Genomic DNA, 19,706 nt, shown 5'->3' with positions numbered 1-19,706 from the left:
ATCGTATTGACTGCGATCGCATCTATAAAAAGCAGTAGAGACGTTCTATAGAACGTCTCTACGATAAAAACCTATATTAATAGGTTCTATTCTATGCCTTCAATCCGGTCTTCAACTTCCTGGTACAACTCGCGCAACATTTGCAGATTGCTTTCGCTAGTTTCCCAGTAACCGCGTCCGTTGACTTCTAACAAGGTAGATACAACTTTGCGGAATGAATGGGGGTTCAGGTTCATCAAACGCTGGCGCATTGCTTCATCTTGAATAAACGTTGAATTGGTATCTTCGTAAATCCAATTATCTACAGCGCCCGCTGTTGCACTCCAGCCCATCGTATTGACTAAACGCTTAGAAAGCTCCCTTACGCCTTCGTAGCCGTGATTGAGCATTCCTTCGTACCATTTGGGGTTTAACAGCTTGGTACGGGCATCTAAACGTACTGTTTCTGATAGGCTGCGGACTTGGGCGTTGGCTGTAGTCGTGTCTGCAATAAATGAAGATGGCATTTTACCGTCTTGGCGCAGACTTGCTACCAGCTTAGTTGGATCGGAGTCGAAATAGTGACTAACATCAGTCAAACTAATTTCTGAAGAATCAAGATTTTGGAAGGTGACATCAACAGTTTTTAAAGCTGTTTCAAAAATCTGTTGCGATTGATCCATCATCCCTGGATCGTCAGCACTAAAAGCATAGGATTTGCGGCTAAGATACATATCTTGCAACTCGGCTTCGCTATCCCAAGTGCTATTTTCTACAGCTAGGTTGATATTTGATGAATAAGAACCAGAAGCATTAGAAAATACGCGGGTTGCGGCTTGACGCAAGTTGATCCCCATTTCCTCGGCTTGCGCTAAGGCGTGTTTGCGGACGTAGTTCATAGACGGCGGTTCGTCGGCTTCTGCTGCCATTTTCACGGCTTTGTCTAACAAGTTCATTTGGTTGATGAACAAGTCGCGGAATACACCAGAACAGTTGATGACTACATCAATGCGGGGTCGTCCTAATTCTGCTAGGGGAATTAGTTCTAGCTTATTGACTCTACCTAAAGCATCTGGTACGGGGCGCACGCCTACCATCCACATTACTTGAGCGAGAGATTCGCCGTAGGTTTTGATATTGTCGGTTCCCCAGAGGACGCAAGCGATCGTTTCTGGGTAGTTACCGTCATTTTCTGCCTTTTGCCTTGCTATTAGCCGATCTACAACGATTTTGGCGGAAAGCACCGCCGCCGTTGTGGGGATAGATTGAGGGTCTAAGGCGTGGATGTTTTTGCCTGTAGGTAGCACGTCTGGGTTGCGGATGGGGTCGCCACCAGGTCCAGGTAGGACGTATTCGCCTTCTAGGGCTTTGAGTAATGCGCCTAGTTCGTTGTCTGCACAAACTTGTTGCAAACAAAATTCTAGATACTCAAATAAAGGCTTGAGTTCTTGGGTGTCTACTTTGGCATATCCTGCTTGATGCAGTGCTTCAATCCAAGGCTCTTTTTTGCCCATGTTGAAGAAGTTGAGTTTAGCGACCTTGGAAACTCGCCCTTCTGCGTCAGTTTGAGCTTTTACCAAGGCTGCAACTGCTGTTCTAGTTGCTAGAGTAATTTGTTGCAGTAGTTCTACGTCTTCTAAAATGCCTTTATCGCTATTGGTGTAAACTTGCTCGATATTGCGCCCAATGCTGTTAGCAATAATGCGGGGAAGGCTCAAGACTTCTTGCTCCAAGCGATCTAGGCTGGCAATATTGACTAAAGTTGCGATCGCTTCTTCTGCACTTGGTGGTTTACCAATGACGTGCAGCCCGCATGGTAACAGCCGCGATTCAATCTCCATCAACTTGCGATACACCATGCCCACAATATTATCTCGCTCCTGGGCAGTCATATCTCTAGCATCGGTTTCTGGCAAAGCAATATCTTTATCTAGATTGACGATGCGGCATTTATCCATAATCGTATTGACGATGGGAATGCCTCTACCGCTGTCTTTGAGGGTTTGGTAGGAAGCGATTAGTTCGCTAAGTTCCTTCAACCCTTTATACAAGCCTGCATTTTCTGCTGGTGGCGTGAGGTAGCTGATTGTTTCAGCATAACTGCGACGTTTGGCGATCGTTGCTTCGCTGGGATTATTGGCGGCGTAGTAATACAGGTTAGGAATTGAACCAATTAAGTTATCTGGGTAACAATCATTCGACATTCCCATCTGCTTGCCAGGCATGAATTCTAACGATCCATGCGTACCGAAGTGCAATACTGCGTCAGCTTGCCAAATTTGCTCTAAATACGTGTAATAAGCTGCAAAACCATGATGAGGACTTGCAGAACGCGAAAATAACAGCCGCATCGGGTCGCCTTCGTAGCCAAATGTCGGCTGTACGCCAATAAATACGTTACCGAATTGCTTGCCGTAAATTAGTAGATTTTGTCCGTCGCTGTTGAGATGTCCTGGCGGCGGTCCCCAATTTTCCTCTAAACGCTGCGAGTATGGTGTAAGTTGTTCGTACTCTGGTACGGACATTTTGTAAGCAACGTTTAATTCTGGGCTGCTATATTGTGCTTGGGCATCGTGGATAACTTCTTGCATCAAGGCTGCGGCTGAATCTGGCAAGTCTGGCAAGTCGTAGCCGTTGTTTTTCAACGCTTGCATAACTTCGTAAATCGAGCCAAATACATCTAAGTATGCTGCAGTTCCCACATTGCCTTTGTCTGGTGGGAAGCTAAATACAGTAATTGCAACTTTTTTCTGCAATTTCGGCTGACGGCGCAGGTTAGCCCATTTTAAAGCGCGTCCGGCTACAGCTTCAATGCGATCTTGTAGTGCGATCGCTTTTCCTGTATTTGCATCTCTTCCCGATAAAATTATCGGCTCAATTGCACCATCTAATTCGGGAATAGCAATTTGCAATGCTACTTGAATCGGATGCAACCCTAAATCGCTGTCTTGCCATTCTTGGGTAGTTTGAAATACCAAAGGCAAAGCTACCATATAAGGGCGATTTAGTTTCTTTAATGCTTCAATTGCTTTAGGATGGTCTTGTCTTGCTGGACCTCCGACTAAAGCAAAGCCAGTTAGAGAAACTACTACATCTATTAGCGGCGCACTAGATGCATTGTCCCAAAAATATGCATCCACTGGCTTAGAAAAGTCTAAACCACCAGCAAATACAGGAATTACTCTTGCGCCCATTGCTTCAAATTCCTGCACCATTGCTACATAATGGGCATCATCGCCAGTTACTAGGTGAGTGCGTTGTAAAACTAAGCCCACACAAGGCGCTAACGGATCTTTGAGATCGGCAGAAATATCTTTGCGGCTGTTATACCAATTAAGGTACTCTTTGACATCCTCAAACATCCGCGTAGATAGGGGATGCCAAATACCCATGTCAGGATACGTTACAGGTTCTTGGTACTTTAACGCGGCTCCTAGTTGGGCTTTAACATCTTTGAAGATGTATTTATCTGCTAGCATCAGCAAGAAGTTCTCTAGGTTCTCTGATGAACCTCCTAGCCAATACTGAAAGCTCAACATGAAATTACGTGCATCTTGGGCTTTGTCTATAGGCAAGTATTTCAGCACTTTAGGCAAAGTCTGTAGCAACTTCAGCATCCCATCTTGGAAAGAAGCGCCAGACTTTTCCTTGCGATTACGCATAAATTGAGCGATCGCACTTTTTGATTGCCCTAACTGCGCCATCGAAAAGCTGCCCATTTTATTGAGGCGCATTACTTGCGGCATCGAGGGGAAGATTACCGCTGCATCCAATCTATCTCTATGCGGTTCTACTGCTGCTACTACTTTGTCTGCTAAGTCTTCAATGAAAATCAAAGAACCAATAAAAATATTGGCATTAGCAACGTCTCGCTGGAATTCTGAGTAGTTTTCAGGCGATCGCAATTCCTCAATTAAGTAACCTGAAATTTCAATGGCAACTGCTGGGTGGTTGTCGTTGATTGACCGCACCGCTTGCGATAGAGCGCTTTGATACTGCGACTCTAACACGACATAGACCACCTTAATAAGCGATCGCCCCCGCAGGTGGTCTGGTGCGATGTGTCTGATGGTGGACTTGACGTGAGTGAACATATAATAAAACTCCCCTGTGCTGCGTGTTTTGCACCTTGGATCTAAAAGCGTTATTAATTGGTGGTTTAATAAGTCAGTTAATAGGGAATTGGTTTCCTTTGACCTTGGGCAGAATTGACTCTGCCGTAAGATCGATTAATGACTCATCTAGTGTTTTTATCAGAAAACGCTTACCAAAAGAGAACTTGAGCGCTTATATGACACAATTTGATAAAAATTCCGCAATAATTCTTTGCGTTTATTGACAGAATCTATAGTAGTTACTCAATTTTGGTTGCAAAAACTTTATTAGACGTGGAAAACTTTGATATAGTAATCCTTTCCAACGGTCCAGGAGAAATTACAACTTGGGTGCGTCCAGTTGTTGAAGCGCTGCGGCAACAATTGGGCGACGATCGCTCGAAGATACGAATATCAGTTGTATTATCGCCTTGTCCCAACGGTACGGGCAAAGAAGCAGCGATCGCCAGCAGTTACCCAGAAGTAGATAGAGTACAAGCAGCCGAACATTTCTGGCAATTCTTACTTCGAGGCAAAACAGCCGAAAATTGGCAATGGCGCGATCGCGGTGTAGTTGTGTTTTTAGGCGGCGATCAAATTTTCCCAGTAATTATCGGCAAACGTCTAAACTATCGCACCGTAGTATATGCCGAATGGGAAACCCGATGGCATCGTTGGATCGATCGTTTCGGAGTCATGCAAGCAAAAATTATTCCCCAAAATCGCCAATTCGCCCATAAATTCGCAGTAGTAGGCGATTTAATGGTAGAAGCAGGGCAAACGCAAACAAACGATAGTAGAGACGTAGCAGTGCTACGTCTCCCAACCGAAAACGACACCCACAACCGTCCACCCAGCGCAGAATTAATTGGATTATTACCAGGTTCAAAAGCAGCAAAATTAGCCCAAGGAGTACCGCTATTATTAGCTGTTGCTGAAATAGTCAAAGCCGAACGTCCGCAAACACAATTTGTAATTCCTGTCGCGCCAACCTTAGATTTGGAAACCTTAGCTAGTTTTGCTAATTTGCAACAAAATCCAGTAATCGAGCAAATCGGCGGAGTCACAGCCGAACTTATTGTCGATCCATCCCCAATACTGAAAACATATAGCGGCTTGTGCGTCCAGTTGTGGACGCGATCGCCTGCTTATGACTTATTATCTCAATGTTGCCTTTGTTTAACTACTGTAGGCGCTAATACGGCTGAATTAGGTGCTTTGGCTGTACCAATGATTGTCTTATTGCCTACACAACAATTAGATGCGATGCGTGCTTGGGATGGTTTGCCAGGAATACTTGCCAATTTACCTCTAGTCGGTACAACTATGGCAAAAGCTATCAATTGGACAATTTTACATCTGCCTCGGCGCTTGTACGCTTGGCCCAACATTTGGGCAAAATCTGAGGTAGTACCAGAGTTAGTTGGCAAACTTCAAGCTAGCGATATAGCTAACATGGTGCTGGACTTTTTAGCACATCCCGAAAAACTCGCCCAAATTAGCGATCGCCTGCGAAGCATACGCGGCGAAGCCGGAGCCGCCCAAAAACTAGCTACTCTAGTCCGCGAAGAACTACAAACCCAAACACATTCCCACCCAAAACTCTTTTCTTCTAACTGAAAACTCAAAACTCAGAACTATTCCTTCATTCCATCTCTACGCCCTAATTCGTACACACCGCAACCTATACAAGCAATAACGCCCATTGAAATTGCCCAACTTGCGCCTAAACTTAGTTCTACGCCGTAGTTACATAACGCGCCTAAAGCTAAAAATGGCACAATGCTAAAAATTGAAGCGTAGAAAGCATTTTGAGATTCTCTAGCTGGGCGCGTCTTTTCAAATTCTTGCTCGCTGATGTAAAGCGATCGCTCGGCAAAATTAAACCAACGCTGTAGTTGGTGCATAATCCAGGTGCTAAATGGCGAAAAGCCAAGATATAGAGCTAAAGACCACAAACTAGCCCCTGCGATCGCCGTAGCATTTAAATCAAACCTAAACGGAAAAATATCGCTCAACATGAGTTAGGTAATTTTTGAGAAACAGATGGCGCTTAAAGAATTTTAACGATAAAGCCCTCAATTAACAAAACCTTTGCTATCTCAACCTTTGAAATTGCTGTGTCTTGCTGCTTTTCCTAAAAACTGTGCTTTGAGCTACATGATAAGCAGCCTTCAATCCTCTTATCCTCCTTGACATTAAGCAATCATCAAGTAAAATTTTTCGTTGACATCCTTAGTCGATAAGGGTGGATAAAAATTATTAACGCCGTAGTAAAAACTAACCAAAAATATTCGCTCTTGCCTGATTTAAAGTTACTTTTAACTGCCATTTGGGAAGTATATGTTACACAGTCGCGATCGCTAAGAGCGCATTTGCAGATTTTCCATTCTGCGGCAAAATTATCCAATGGCAATCTATGACAGTAAATTACTAGCCAGTTATCAATGTCCGTGTGTTTTGTTGAGGAGTGTCAGAATTATGAGTCACAAGTCTAAACCCCATTCACCTTTGCTAAATAAGCCTTACATTTCAATGCTGTCATTAGTTGCGATCGCGATCGTTTCTATACCAGCTTCCCTCTCCGAATCGCAGAGCGTCAAAGCATTAGAAACTGAAGGCGAACAAATAGCAAGTAGTAGAAGCACTTGGCGCGGTGCTTCATTTCCCGTTGAGAATTTTCGCGGCTATACATCCCCTTTTGGCTATCGTCGTTCGGCGACAGGAGGTTCTAACTGGGAATTTCATGGCGGTTTAGACTTAGCTGCTCCTCAAGGCAGTTATATTCGTAATTGGTGGGGAGGCACAGTTGTCAAAGTTGCTGATAAAAGCGCTTGCGGAACCCATATAATTATTCAATCTGGGCAGTGGGAACACAAATACTGTCACATGAAAGGACACGTAGAAACTGCGGGAGGCGATCGCTATTTGGTAGATCGTCAAGGTGGTATCCAAATTAGAGAAGGGCAGCAACTCGGCGCTGGGACAAGAATTGGTAGAGTAGGCATGACAGGACGTACCACCGGACCTCATCTACACTGGGGGCTAAAATATGGCAACAATTATGTAGATCCAGCCTTGGTACTTAGAGCTATGTACGCTCAACAACCAACCAATATCCAACAGTCGTCGATTAGCAAACAACAGCTAGTCAATAGTAAAGTTTCCGAATTCTAAGCAAAAAGCCAGGAGATGCAATCAGTAACCAGTGACCAGTTAAGAAATAAAACTAGCTAGTATTAACTGTGTTAACTGGTAACTTTTTAACTGATGCTGTTAAGTTCTCCTGGCTTATAGTTCGCTAAAGCTTATTCCTAGCGAGAAACAGCTAACTGTTCCTTATCTACCTGCGTGTATTCATCAACAATTTGCCTAAAAGCATCGCCATCAATGGTTTCTTGCTCGATCAATTGCTCTACCAGGAAGTCCATTAGCGATCGCTGCTCTTGCAAAATTTCTAATGCTTTTTGATAGCATTTGCCAATAATTTCTCTTACTTGCGCGTCGATTTTACTAGCTATTTCCTCAGAAGACTCGGAACGTTTCATCCAATCACGACCTAAAAATACGTCGTTATTTTGGTCTTCTAGCAATATTAACCCTAGATCGGTCATTCCAAACCTAGTTACCATTTGCCTAGCTAAATTAGTCAATTGTTGCAGGTCTTGTCCTGCACCTGTAGTAATTTCCGATCTACCAAATACAACTTCTTCTGCGGCTCTACCCCCTAAAGTAGCAGTAATTCTAGCAAGAAGCTGCGACCTAGAAATCAAGCCTTGTTCCTCATTAGGTGTAAACCAAGTTAAGCCTTGTGCTTGTCCGCGTGGAATTAGCGTAACTTTCTGTACGGGGTCGTGTTCTTTAATTACAGTTGCAATCAAAGCGTGTCCAATTTCATGATATGCAATCAAACGCTTGCTCTTGCTATCAACTAACGGCGTACCTTCCATTCCTGCTACTACTCGATCTACCGCATCGTCAACTTCGAGGATGGTAATTGCTTCTTTGCGCCGTCTAGCTGTCAAAATTGCAGCTTCGTTGAGTAAATTGGCTAAATCTGCGCCCGAAAAGCCTGGAGTGCGCCGCGCGATCGCTTCTAAGGATACAGAGGGGTCGACTTTTTTGTTCCTAGCGTGGACTTGAAGAATTTCCAATCGTCCTTTCAAGTCCGGCGTATCGACGATTACTTGTCTATCGAAGCGTCCTGGACGCAGCAAGGCTACGTCTAACACATCAGGACGGTTAGTTGCAGCAATAATAATAATGCCTGTATTTGCTTCAAAGCCGTCCATTTCGGTAAGTAACTGGTTGAGGGTTTGTTCTCTTTCATCGTTACCACCGCCAATTCCTGCGCCTCTTTGTCTACCTACTGCATCAATTTCATCGATGAAGATCAAACAAGGAGCATTTTCTTTGGCTTTCTTAAATAAATCGCGGACGCGGGATGCACCCACACCGACAAACATTTCGACAAATTCCGAGCCAGAGATGCTAAAAAATGGTACTCCAGCTTCACCAGCGATCGCTTTTGCGAGTAATGTTTTCCCCGTTCCTGGCGAACCAACTAATAGTACTCCTTTAGGAATTTTTGCGCCTACTGCGGTAAAGCGTTCTGGCTGTTTCAAGAAAGTTACTACTTCTTGCAATTCTTCTTTAGCTTCGTCGATTCCCGCGACATCGCTAAATGTTATGCCTGTTTTGGCTTCCATTTGGAACCTGGCTTTTGATTTACCAAAGTTCATCGCTTGACTACCAGCATTAGCAGAACGGCGCAGGAACAACAGCATTAAAGCGACCAAAGGCAAAATCCATAACAAGTTGAGCAGAAACCACATAGCGGCTCTGCTATTAGCCGAAGAATTGACTTCTATCTCTACATTCTTACTCCGCAAACGCTCAATCAGTTCTCGATCGCGCTCTAGTATTCTTACTTCCTGCAAAGGCGCATCAGCACTTTGTCCTGCTAGTTGCACCTTGGCTATAGGTTGTTCTGGATCTAGTTCTACTCTGCTAACTTGTCCTGCATCTATTTTTTGTAATAGTTCGCCATAGGTTAGAGCATCTTTTTCTGCTTTTTGAGCGATCGCCGGAGTACCAATCAGCATTGACTGCAATATTAACAGCGATCCGGCTGCCAATCGGCGCAGGTTTTGCTTTGCTACACCTTTATTTCCAGCTATCTTGTTATCTGATTGCTGACTTTTCAATGCTTTTTTGCGAGAACCTATCATATTCAACTGCCCTCTGTCTGCGGGATGGCGATCGTTATTTACTAATTCAAACTTTGTATCAGTCAAAGCTTGAACGCTTTACACAAAATCTATTTTAACTTTCTTCTCATCGTCGCTGTCACTCTGGCTTAATTACGCTGACTAAAGAGCGATTTGCCAAACTAAAAATAACTAGCTAAAATAAGTGTAATCGTAATGACTACGACTTGCAACAATTGAGGATGAAGATTACATAAGCGCATTGTTCGCAAATAATTAGCCTACGTGAGAATAATATGGTCAAAATAGTTGGAATTGGCGGCAGTTTACGGGCTGGTTCTTATAGCCAGATAGCATTAGAGCTAGCTGCAAAGCGAGTAGAGGTATTAGGAGCAGAAGTAGAAGTTCTCGACTTGCGGCAGATGAACTTACCCTTTTGCAGTGGGGAAGATGAGTATCTTGATTACCCCGATGTAGAGCAGTTACAAAATACTGTAAAAGCAGCCGATGGATTGATTCTATCTACGCCAGAGTATCACGGCAGCTTGAGCGGCGTACTCAAAAATGCGCTCGATTTGATGAGTTTTGAGCAGCTTGACAATAAAGTTACAGGATTAATCAGCGTGTTGGGCGGTCAACCTAATAGTAACGCCCTCAACGATCTGCGAGTAATTATGCGTTGGGTACACGGTTGGGTAATTCCCGAACAAATTGCGATCGGACAAGCCTGGAAAGCATTTTCACCAGACGGCAAGATTGTAGACGAAAAGCTGTCGCAAAGGTTCGATGCATTTGCCCAAAGTTTAGTAGACAATACTCGTAAGTTAAGGGGAATTGATTAGTTTAGTGACCAGTGACCAGTTAATCAGTTGCTTTGCTTAGTTGAAACAAGGAGGACTACAGGGGTGCATCGACGATCCCCCTGTAGTCCCTTTCTTAATTACGAATTACGAATTACGAATTACGAATTAATGGTGATGGTCGTGGTGATGGTGATAGTGGGTATGAGGTACAGCTAATTGTGGGTTAACTGCGATCGCTTGTTCTGATAGCAACTCTTCAATTAGGGGATTAGCCCAGTCTGCAGCCATTTGGAGAAACTCTGGGCGATCGTTGACGCAGGGTAGTTGGACGTAGTTTACTTCTGGGTGCTTGCGTTGCAATGCATGAATGATATGGTCTACGTCTAAGAGAGTTTCGTGATTTTCTGTAGCAAAACCGATAGGCATAAAGACGATCGCTTTTGCACCTAGATCGATCAAGTTTTTGGCTGCGACAAAGGTGTTGGGCTGCGTCCACTCAATTAAGGGAGTATCGTGATTGAGCCAACCTACAGAAATTAAGGGATAGCGCTCGATCAGTTCGTCTCTGACGCGATCGTATAGTGTTTGGCTTTCGACAATCCCAGACGTGAAACCTTTAGCTTTGTGGGGACAACCGTGATTCATCAACACGATCCCAGTTTGCGAAGGTAGATAAGCGCTGGCTAAATCTGCGGCAATTTTTTCTTCTACCATTTGCGCCATTAGTTTGATGTAGGCGGTTTTGTCGAAGAAAGAAGGAATATAGCGCTGTCCTTTGAGCCAGTGTTCGCCTTCATCAGCAAGCTTGGTTAAAGCTAGGTTGACTTGCTCTACTGCTATCCCGCTAGTAAAAATGGAATCTACAACTAATAGAGGGTAGATTAATAACTTATCAAAACCCTGAGCTTTAATTTCTGTCAATACCTGGTCGGGTAAGAAAGGAGCGCAGAAGTTAAAAGCTTTGAAAACTTGAATGCGATCGCCCCATTTATCTTGCAAGCACTTTTCAATACCAGCCCTTTGCGCCTCAAAAATAGCATTGTGAGGCGAGATAAACTTATCGTGTTGGTGATCCCATTCATGGCGATCGAACATTGCTAGCAGCTTTGCCAGGGGCGGATAAACCCACGTTGGTACAGGGGCAAACTTAGCAGTGAGTAGATTTAAAGCTTGTTCGTTGTAGTTAGCGAAATCTTCGTAGCTCTCGACTTCACCGTAACCCATTAATAAGACGGCAACTCGGTCTTTACCTGTTGCTGCATTGAGTGTATCAGTTGAGTGAGATTTTTCAGGAGTTGCAACCACTATGCGTTCCTCGGCTGGATAAATTTTGAAGTGTTCGACAATCTATTAAATACTTAAAGACACACCTAACTTGCAGAGCTATGGTGCGTCCTTTTCTTAGGTTAACATCCCCTACTGGGGGATCGCATTAAGTAGTTTTGAGTTTTAAGTTTTTAATTTTGAGTTAATTTTCAGTATTTATCAAAACTGGGTGGGGAAATAATCTAAGTAGTTTGGAGCCAGCGAGTATCTACTAAAACTGTTGCAGGGATAGGAAAAGATTGAGACTTAAAACTATTTAACAACCTTCTAACTCAAAACTCGCAACTATATTAAAGAGCTACTCTTACAGCATCGCGTCCTTCCTGCTTGGCACGATATAACGCGGCATCTGCTTGGCGAATTACTACTTGCCCTGTTACGCCATGTTCTGGAAAACTAGCCACACCCAAAGATAGCGTAATTTGTCCTAGTGATTCGTGGCGATACTGTACGCTTAAGTGCTTAATTCCTTCTCTAATTTGCTCGGCGCGTCTGTTGGTAATTTCCAGAGACACTTCCGGCAAAATCAGAGTAAATTCTTCGCCACCATAACGACAAGCAATATCGGAACCCCGAACGTATTTTTGCAAAAACTGTCCCAATTCTTTAAGGATACTATCGCCCGCCTCGTGACCGAAGGTATCGTTAAAACGCTTGAAGTGGTCGACATCTAGCATAATAACTCCTAACGATTGTTGCTTACGATCGCATCTTTGAATTTCTCGCTCTAAAGATTCTTCCATGTAGCGGCGATTGAATAAGCCTGTAAGCGGATCGCGGATGCTTTGATTTTCTAATGTTTGGCGCAGTTTAATATTTGCTAGCGCTAAGGCAATGTGTTCGGCGACGGTAATTGCTAGCTGTTGTTTTGCTTCTATGGGAGTTGCTGATTCAGGAGAGCTTAAATAGAGCATTCCTAAAGCTTCGCCTTGGGCGATCATGGGAACGCACAAAGAGGCGGCAGGAATGGGGCGATCTAAATGTCGGCATTGCAAATTACCATGCAGTGTGCCAGCAAAATGAGGTCTACCCCGCCGCAATGCCCAACACTCGCTAGGTGAAAATATAGAGTTACTGGTTAGAGGTGGCGGTCCCCAGCTAACAACTACCTCGACCAGATTTTTGGAGGCATTAGTTAAGAAAATGCCGCCTGGCAAGTCAGGGAACATCAGTTTGAGAAAAGTAGAAATTGCTGTGTAAGCTTCTTCAGTAGTACGGCAAGCTTGTAGCACGTCGCTAATTTCGCTTAGTAATGTAATTTCGTGATTGCGCTGTTCTAGTTGTTTGACTGAGAGGCATAGTTGCTCGTTAGCTTTTTGCAGTTCTACTTCTGTCTGTCTGCGTAATGTGATATCGCGGAAAATGCTTTGAGCAGCAATAGGTTTGCCATCAACAAATTTACAGCTAGCACTGCCTTCAACTAGAATTTTATGACCTGTTTTGGTCATAAAGCTAGTTTGGATATTGTTAAGTCTCTCGCCACCGATTACGTGTCCAAACAACTCTTGACAATGGGCGTGGTCGTCGGGATGAATGATGTCAAATAGGGAAAGCCCAAAAATTTCCGATTCGCTATACCCTAATGTCTCCAACCAAGCTCGATTGACGTATAAGAAACGACCATCTAGAGCGACACTTTGAATTAAATCGCTAGCATTTTCAAATAAGTCTTGGTAACGCTGTTGGCTTTCTTTGAGTTCTTGGGCGGCTAAAAAGCGCTCTGTAATATCAATACCACTAGCAATAATGTACTCAACTGCACCTGCAGGGTTGCGGAGGGTAGTGTTTGACCAGGCAATTAAGCGCCGACTGCCATCACGAGCAATCCAGTAGGCTTCATACTCATTGGTAGGTGTTCCTGTCAGTAAGTCTCCGATCGCTTTTTCTACTATGTTTACTTGTTCTGGTGGTACAAATAAACTCCATAAGTAACTGCCTTTGACTTCATTGCTGTAATAGCCTGTTGCTTGTTCCGAGGCGCGGTTGAAGCGGACTATTTTGCCTTGAAAGTCGCATACTACTACTAATGAAGCGATCGTATCGAGAATGGCAAAAGTAAAATCGCGTTCTTGTTCTAAGGCAACTTCTACTTGCTGGCGTTCGCTAATTTCTCGACGCATAAAGTAGTAAACGATCGCCAGTACGGCAAAATTGAGCAAAATGCCACCGAAAAAAATTACGCTGGAATTGCGGGTATTGGCTTGCAAAGATTGCGATCGCTTTTGCAACGATTGATTTTCGGCTGCTTGCATAGATTGAATTGTTGTTTCAACCCGATCTGACAGTTGTTTGCTTTGTTCCATTAGCTGAGGAACTGAAGCGTTACCCAACTCCTGAGATTGACTGATAGTAATCGTTTGCTCTATCTCTATTAATTTCTGCGCGATTAATATTTCTAATGCTGCTACGCGACTTTGTCTAACTGGGTCATTTTTGACATCTTTTTTTAGTTGGTTGAGTTTTTGCTGAATTTCTTCTCTAGCTTGATAGTACGGATCTAAATAACGTACTTCAGAACTTCTAAGATAGCGATGTTTGGCGATCGCTACTTTTTGAATAGATGAATGTATGTCTTCAAGTTCTTGGATGACTTTATAGTTACTTACAGGCAAATCCCCAACCGCCACGATATTGCTCAAGCTGCGGTAAGAATAAAATCCTGCACCTGCAACCATTACCGATGTCAAACCCAGGGCTATAGCAATTCTTTGAAAGAATTTTTGGCGATTTTTATGTAGTTTTTTGTGTTTCTGGGCGATATTCTCTAATTTTAATACAGTCCGGCGTAGCTCAATTAGCTTCACAACTTGCTGCCCTAAAGACTTGAGCGCTTCAATTTGCTGAGGTTCGAGTTCTCGCGCTATAAAGTCAATTACGACTAAACTGCCCAAAGCGTAACCGTCTGATGTAATTAGTGGTACGCCAGCATAAAATCTAATATTGGGGTCGGAAGTAACTAATGGGTTGCGGGCAAAACGTTCGTCTTCGAGGGCATCAGGAACAATAAATATGTCTTGCTGCAAAATTGTATAAGCGCAAAAAGCAATCTCGCGGGGTGTTTGCGCTGCTTCCAAGCCAATTTTGGCTTTAAACCACTGACGGTTGGCATCTATTAGGCTAATTAAAGCAACAGGAGTACGGCAAATAGAGGCAGCTAAAAGAGTAATATCGTCATAAGCTTTTTCAGGAATGGTATCGAGAATTTGGTACTGACAAAGCGCTGCAAGCCTTGATGACTCGTTTGTAGGTATTGGTGGTGCGATTTTTGTGTCCATTATTTGCCAATTACCCACTTAGGGTTTTTCCTTTCCTTACCAAACGTGTGGATTTTATAGATAGAACATCAAGCAATTAAACAGCGTTGCACTTTGGAGCATTTTTATTTTTAGCCATAGAGATGCACTTAATGAGTTCAATTGCCCAAGAATATTTTTCATTCTGCTATATTACTTTTTATAAAAATTATTTAAACTTAGCTAAAACCTATTAATTAGAAACTTGCTGACTGCTTACTTACTATTATTCATTTTATTTTTTATTTTCGTAATGAATGTTTTTATTTGTCCTGGCATTCACGCACCCGAACTAACACGAAGTTTTGTAAGGGAGTTTGAACTTCTATTGTCTGCCAATTCAAGCTGGGATATCTCAGGAAATTTACGGATTTTTCCGGCTGAGGGCTATAAAAATTTATCTACATTCCATATCCTCCGATTTTTGCAAGAATGCTACGGTAATCCTCGCAGCGCTTTACCCTTAGTATTGATTAGTTTTAGTGCGGGTAACGTGGGAGCAATCGGCGCAGCTTGGGGATGGCAGATAATGGGCGGGCGCGTTCGAGCGTTAATTGCTGTAGATAGCTGGGGAGTGCCGCTAGCGGGCAATTTTCCGATCCATTGCCTCAGTCACGATCGCTTTACGCACGATACGGCGCTACTATTCCATCGTCGGGAGGATTTCTACGCCGATCCACCAGTAGAGCATTTAGAATTGTGGCGATCGCCTGCTAATGTTACTGGGTGGGTAGTCAGTTCTCAAGCAGAAGTAGCGCGATCGCGTTACTTAAGTGCAGCCCAATTTTTATATATTCTGTTGAAACGATATATTGAGGAGATTAGTGACGAGTCTGAAGTTATTTAAAAATTATTATGTTTCCTGTTGAAGAACCTTCCGCTCCCAACAGCGGGTTTCGTGCCTTGCTGAAAAATCGCTCTTTTCTAGCGCTGTGGAGCGGACAAGTAGTATCGCAGGTAGCAGATAAGATATTTTTTATCTTGCTGACTATTCCTTTACTAGAAAGCTACCCATCGCCCTCCAATTGGGGAGCTAATTCTGTACGCTCTGTTTTGCTAATTGCTTGCACTCTACCAGCAATTTTGTTTGGCTCTGCGGCAGGTATTTTTGTAGATCGCTTCCAAAAAAAGCAGGTTTTAGAGGTTTGCAATTGGAGTAGGGGACTATTAATATTGTCGTTGCCATTGCTGCCCAAACTATATATTGTGCTAATTTTGATTGCTTTTTGCGAATCTGTAATGACGCAATTTTTCGCTCCGGCTGAACAAGCAGCAATTCCCCTAGTGGTAAAAAAAGAATCTCTACTGTCAGCAAATGCCTTGTTTACAACAACGATGATGGGCGCTGTAATTGTCGGCTTTGCGGTAGGAGAGCCGTTATTAGCTTTAGCAGAAACTTGGGGAGAAAGCGGGCAAGAAATATTAGTAGGTGGATTGTATCTGTTAGCTGCGGCTGTATTTTACTTGATGCCTTTGCAGGAAGTTAGAAGTACAGATGCTCAGATTGAGGTACATCCTTGGCATGATTTTAAAGCGGGTTTGGCTTACTTGCGCCAAAACCGCCTAGTAAGTAATGCGATGATCCAGTTGACTGCACTTTACTCTGTATTTGCCGCGATGACGGTACTCGCAGTTGAATTAGGCAGTAAGATTGGCTTAGAGTCCAATAAGTATGCTTTGTTAGCAACGGCTGGAATCGGCATGGTATTGGGTGCAGGAATCTTAGGTCATTGGGGCGATCGCTTTCATCACAAACCTTTACCTTTAATTGGTTTTTTATCTATGGCTATTGCTTTAGCTGTATTTAGCTTTAGCGATAGTGTGGTTATAGGCTTAGGCATCAGTGTATTTTTAGGTCTAGGCGCTGCCTTGATTGGCGTACCCATGCAAACGGTGATTCAACAACAAACACCCGCGAGTATGCATGGCAAAGTGTTTGGATTTCAAAATAATGCGATTAACATTGCTTTAAGCTTGCCTTTGGCAATTACTGGACCATTGACAGATGCACTTGGCAATTGGGTCGGTTCAGCGGCTTTAGGCTTACAGCTAGTTTTGCTGGGTATGAGCGTGTTTGTGACCTTAGTTGGTGTCTGGGCTTGGCACAATACCCGCCGAGTTTTACGCAATGTAATCTAACTTTGACAATAGCTGCTGATTGTTACTGTCAAAGATAAGAATTCATGTCAACATTAGAGTATTGTTTTACATTAAAATGCATCTTTAGCTACAAATAATACTGCAATCAAATTAGCTGTTGCGTGAGGTTTATCAAGTGCGATCGCCAAATATCTCAGACGGGGACTCCATTGCTAAGATTAATTCCGTAAAAGTTCAAGAAGTATCTAGAGCAGCTATATCTAGCCCTATACGCGCTACTGGGGGATTTGCCTTAATTGACAGTCTCAAACGTCACGGCGTTGAGCATATTTTTGGCTATCCTGGTGGGGCAATTTTGCCTTTGTACGACGAATTGTATAAGGCTGAAGCTGCGGGCGGTATCGAACATATTTTGGTTCGCCACGAACAAGGTGCGGCTCATGCGGCTGATGGCTACGCGCGGGCTACAGGTAAAGTAGGCGTGTGTTTTGCCACTTCAGGACCAGGAGCAACTAACCTAGTTACAGGTATTGCTACGGCGCAAATGGACTCGATCCCGATGGTAATTGTCACAGGGCAAGTATCTCGCGCGGCGATCGGTACGGATGCTTTTCAAGAGACTGATATTTATGGAATTACCTTGCCCATCGTCAAGCATTCTTTTGTAGTGCGCGATGTTAGAGATATGGCGCGAATTGTCGCCGAAGCATTTTATATCGCTAGTACGGGTAGACCAGGACCAGTATTAATTGATGTTCCCAAAGATGTAGGCTTAGAGGAGTTCGACTACGTAAGCGTAGAACCTGGACAAGTAAAGCTTCCAGGGTATCGTCCTACAGTTAAAGGCAATCCTCGGCAAATTAATGCAGCGTTGCAGTTGATTCAAAAAGCACGCCGTCCGTTACTGTATGTAGGTGGTGGTGCGATCGCAGCTAATGCTCATGCAGAAATTCAACAGTTAGCTGAGTTATTTAATATTCCCGTTACTACGACGTTGATGGGTAAGGGTGCTTTTGATGAAAATCATCCTCTAGCCTTGGGAATGCTAGGAATGCATGGCACAGCTTATGCTAATTTCTCAGTGAGCGAGTGCGATTTACTAATTTGTGTAGGTGCAAGATTTGACGATCGCGTTACTGGTAAGTTAGATGAATTTGCTTCTCGCGCTAGGGTAATTCACATCGATATCGATCCGGCGGAAGTAGGTAAAAACCGCGTTCCCGACGTGCCGATTGTCGGTGACGTGCGCTTAGTATTGATAGAATTGCTGGCTTTATGTCAAGCAAGCGGCAGTGCTGCACCTAACCAAACTCAAGAATGGTTAAATAAAATTAGTAGTTGGCGGCAAGATTACCCGTTGAATGTACCTCACCACGCTGATAGTGTGTCGCCTCAAGAGGTAATTGTCGAACTAGCTACTCAAGCGCCGGATGCTTACTATACAACTGATGTTGGACAGCATCAAATGTGGTCGGCACAATTTTTGAAAAATGGTCCGCGTCGCTGGATTTCTAGCGCGGGATTAGGCACTATGGGTTATGGCTTGCCTGCTGCTATGGGTGCTAAAGTTGCCTTACCGCAGGAAGAAGTAATTTGTATTAGTGGCGATGCTAGTTTCCAGATGAATTTGCAAGAATTGGGGACGTTAGCACACTATGGTATAAATGTCAAGATCGTAGTTGTCAACAATGGTTGGCAGGGAATGGTACGGCAATGGCAGCAAGCTTTTTATGGCGAACGTTATTCGTCCTCAAATATGCAGCCAGCAATGCCAGACTTCGAGATGCTGGCAAAGGCTTATGGGATAAAGGGGATAACGATTCATAGCCGCGAAGAATTGCCAAATGCGATCGCGCAAATGCTGGCACACAATGGTCCAGTGTTAGTAGACGCGCACGTTACCAGAGATGAAAACTGCTATCCAATGGTAGCGCCAGGCAAGAGCAATTCGCAGATGATTGGTTTGCCGGAACGCCCGCAACCACAACAAGTAGAACCAGTTTATTGCAGCAGTTGTGGGGCTAAAAATATTGGTAACAATTTCTGCCCTGAATGCGGTACTAAGCTGTAGATAAGGGTAATTTTAATTATGCGATCGGCGGGATAATATTTTATCCCGCCGATTTTCTAGTTAGCAATTGGTACGTTTTGAAATGCTTGGGTGTTGGGGATATATATATCTACATTGCTGACTTCTTTAGGAATCTGTAGCCATACATAAGCATCGGCTGAAGTTTGATTTTGAGTTTTCATTGAAAACAAAGATACAGAACCCGTTGATTCACCAGACACGGCTTTGTAAGTTGCGGTAGTTTGGAGATTGCGGGCAGTTGTCCCCTCTAGATAAATAGAATCACTGTAAGTTGTCACTTGTGGTCTAAGTACACGTACACGCATTTGGACGTTAACTATATCAGGCTGCCCTTCAACTCTATTAACTCTGAGTAATTCTATTCGTCCTTTGGTTCCAAAAACAGGTTGCACAAATTGACCAGGTTGAATGGCTGCATTAGTTGCAGGCGCTTGGGTGGTAGTAGTATTGGGTACTGTTGTTGGTGGGACAGAATTTACTGGGGGGACAGTATTAGGGGGAACTGCGGAGTAGGTTGCAGATGTACCATCGTTGGTTTGTGCATTCAGCGGTACTTGATTTTGGGCATTGGAGTTAGCAACAGACAAAGTATTGATACTATCTTTTATCTGGCTGAGTTCTTGCCGCAATTGGGAAACTTGAAATAATGTTAAGCCCGTACCCAATAAAGCTAGACTAGATAGTAATAATGCGATCGCAGATAAAGCTTTGTTGCCTCTATTATTGGCATACTGGACAACAGTAGGACTGGGAGGAGTATTTAAACCTCGATCTTGGGCTGCCATAGTGTTAGATAAGAACTACTATCA

The 19,706-nt window shown here is 43.6% G+C and carries 12 protein-coding genes; 6 read left to right on the top strand and 6 right to left on the bottom strand.

Annotated elements, in window-relative coordinates; translation table 11 throughout:
- Window positions 1–86: 86 nt before the first annotated feature.
- Window positions 87–4,073, bottom strand: coding sequence for a magnesium chelatase subunit H (locus UH38_RS09405; protein WP_045054397.1), 3,987 nt, complete (start codon window positions 4,071–4,073; stop codon window positions 87–89).
- 270 nt (window positions 4,074–4,343) lie between these two features.
- On the opposite strand from UH38_RS09405, the gene UH38_RS09400 reads away from it, so the two are divergent.
- On the top strand, window positions 4,344–5,693 hold the full coding sequence (locus UH38_RS09400) for a glycosyltransferase family protein (protein WP_235355151.1): 1,350 nt from the start codon (window positions 4,344–4,346) through the stop codon (window positions 5,691–5,693).
- Between the two features lie 17 nt (window positions 5,694–5,710).
- On the opposite strand, the gene UH38_RS09395 is transcribed toward UH38_RS09400, so the two are convergent.
- A complete protein-coding gene (locus UH38_RS09395; RefSeq protein ID WP_045054395.1) occupies window positions 5,711–6,094 on the bottom strand; it encodes a hypothetical protein in 384 nt (127 codons plus the stop codon).
- A 460-nt stretch (window positions 6,095–6,554) separates the two neighbouring features.
- Here UH38_RS09395 and UH38_RS09390 point away from each other — a divergent pair, with 460 nt between their 5' ends.
- Window positions 6,555–7,250 carry a M23 family metallopeptidase gene (locus UH38_RS09390; protein ID WP_045054394.1) on the top strand — a complete coding sequence of 232 codons (696 nt, stop codon included), beginning with the start codon at window positions 6,555–6,557 and terminating at the stop codon, window positions 7,248–7,250.
- Between the two features lie 137 nt (window positions 7,251–7,387).
- On the opposite strand, the gene ftsH is transcribed toward UH38_RS09390, so the two are convergent.
- On the bottom strand, window positions 7,388–9,304 hold the full coding sequence (gene ftsH / locus UH38_RS09385; protein ID WP_045054496.1) for an ATP-dependent zinc metalloprotease FtsH: 1,917 nt from the start codon (window positions 9,302–9,304) through the stop codon (window positions 7,388–7,390).
- 275 nt (window positions 9,305–9,579) lie between these two features.
- On the opposite strand from ftsH, the gene UH38_RS09380 reads away from it, so the two are divergent.
- Window positions 9,580–10,125: an NADPH-dependent FMN reductase gene (locus UH38_RS09380; protein WP_045054393.1), complete on the top strand. Its 546-nt coding sequence runs from the start codon at window positions 9,580–9,582 to the stop codon at window positions 10,123–10,125.
- A gap of 126 nt (window positions 10,126–10,251) precedes the next feature.
- Here UH38_RS09380 and UH38_RS09375 read toward each other — a convergent pair whose 3' ends face one another.
- Together UH38_RS09375 and UH38_RS09370 are read right to left on the bottom strand one after the other, a co-directional pair.
- Complete coding sequence (locus UH38_RS09375; protein WP_045054392.1) at window positions 10,252–11,391, bottom strand: ferrochelatase; 1,140 nt, start codon at window positions 11,389–11,391, stop codon at window positions 10,252–10,254.
- A 311-nt stretch (window positions 11,392–11,702) separates the two neighbouring features.
- A complete protein-coding gene (locus UH38_RS09370) occupies window positions 11,703–14,687 on the bottom strand; it encodes a diguanylate cyclase (protein ID WP_045054391.1) in 2,985 nt (994 codons plus the stop codon).
- Between the two features lie 271 nt (window positions 14,688–14,958).
- On the opposite strand from UH38_RS09370, the gene UH38_RS09365 reads away from it, so the two are divergent.
- The 3 genes from UH38_RS09365 (at window position 14,959) to ilvB (ending at window position 18,876) form a co-directional block, all read left to right on the top strand.
- The gene (locus tag UH38_RS09365; protein WP_045054495.1) at window positions 14,959–15,552 is read left to right on the top strand and encodes a hypothetical protein; all 594 of its coding nucleotides are present in this window, start codon (window positions 14,959–14,961) and stop codon (window positions 15,550–15,552) included.
- Between the two features lie 8 nt (window positions 15,553–15,560).
- On the top strand, window positions 15,561–16,844 hold the full coding sequence (locus UH38_RS09360) for an MFS transporter (RefSeq protein ID WP_045054390.1): 1,284 nt from the start codon (window positions 15,561–15,563) through the stop codon (window positions 16,842–16,844).
- Between the two features lie 178 nt (window positions 16,845–17,022).
- On the top strand, window positions 17,023–18,876 hold the full coding sequence (ilvB, locus tag UH38_RS09355; RefSeq protein WP_200892375.1) for a biosynthetic-type acetolactate synthase large subunit: 1,854 nt from the start codon (window positions 17,023–17,025) through the stop codon (window positions 18,874–18,876).
- Between the two features lie 56 nt (window positions 18,877–18,932).
- On the opposite strand, the gene UH38_RS09350 is transcribed toward ilvB, so the two are convergent.
- Entirely contained in the window at window positions 18,933–19,682 is a 750-nt protein-coding gene (locus tag UH38_RS09350; RefSeq protein WP_052672320.1) for a hypothetical protein, read from the bottom strand.
- Between the last annotated feature and the right edge of the window lie 24 nt (window positions 19,683–19,706).

Source organism: Aliterella atlantica CENA595 (assembly GCF_000952155.1).
Lineage (GTDB): Bacteria > Cyanobacteriota > Cyanobacteriia > Cyanobacteriales > Chroococcidiopsidaceae > Aliterella > Aliterella atlantica.
This window is presented reverse-complemented; position numbering and strand designations above follow the sequence as displayed.

Bases quoted from the DNA above. Each gene is read 5' to 3' on its own strand.
- UH38_RS09405 (WP_045054397.1), bottom strand. From the start codon at position 4,073: ATGTTCACTCACGTCAAGTCCACCATCAGACACATCGCACCAGACCAC.
- UH38_RS09395 (WP_045054395.1), bottom strand. From the start codon at position 6,094: ATGTTGAGCGATATTTTTCCGTTTAGGTTTGATTTAAATGCTACGGCG.
- UH38_RS09390 (WP_045054394.1), top strand. From the start codon at position 6,555: ATGAGTCACAAGTCTAAACCCCATTCACCTTTGCTAAATAAGCCTTAC.
- ftsH (WP_045054496.1), bottom strand. From the start codon at position 9,304: ATGATAGGTTCTCGCAAAAAAGCATTGAAAAGTCAGCAATCAGATAAC.
- UH38_RS09380 (WP_045054393.1), top strand. From the start codon at position 9,580: ATGGTCAAAATAGTTGGAATTGGCGGCAGTTTACGGGCTGGTTCTTAT.
- UH38_RS09370 (WP_045054391.1), bottom strand. From the start codon at position 14,687: ATGGACACAAAAATCGCACCACCAATACCTACAAACGAGTCATCAAGG.
- UH38_RS09365 (WP_045054495.1), top strand. From the start codon at position 14,959: ATGAATGTTTTTATTTGTCCTGGCATTCACGCACCCGAACTAACACGA.
- UH38_RS09360 (WP_045054390.1), top strand. From the start codon at position 15,561: ATGTTTCCTGTTGAAGAACCTTCCGCTCCCAACAGCGGGTTTCGTGCC.
- UH38_RS09350 (WP_052672320.1), bottom strand. From the start codon at position 19,682: ATGGCAGCCCAAGATCGAGGTTTAAATACTCCTCCCAGTCCTACTGTT.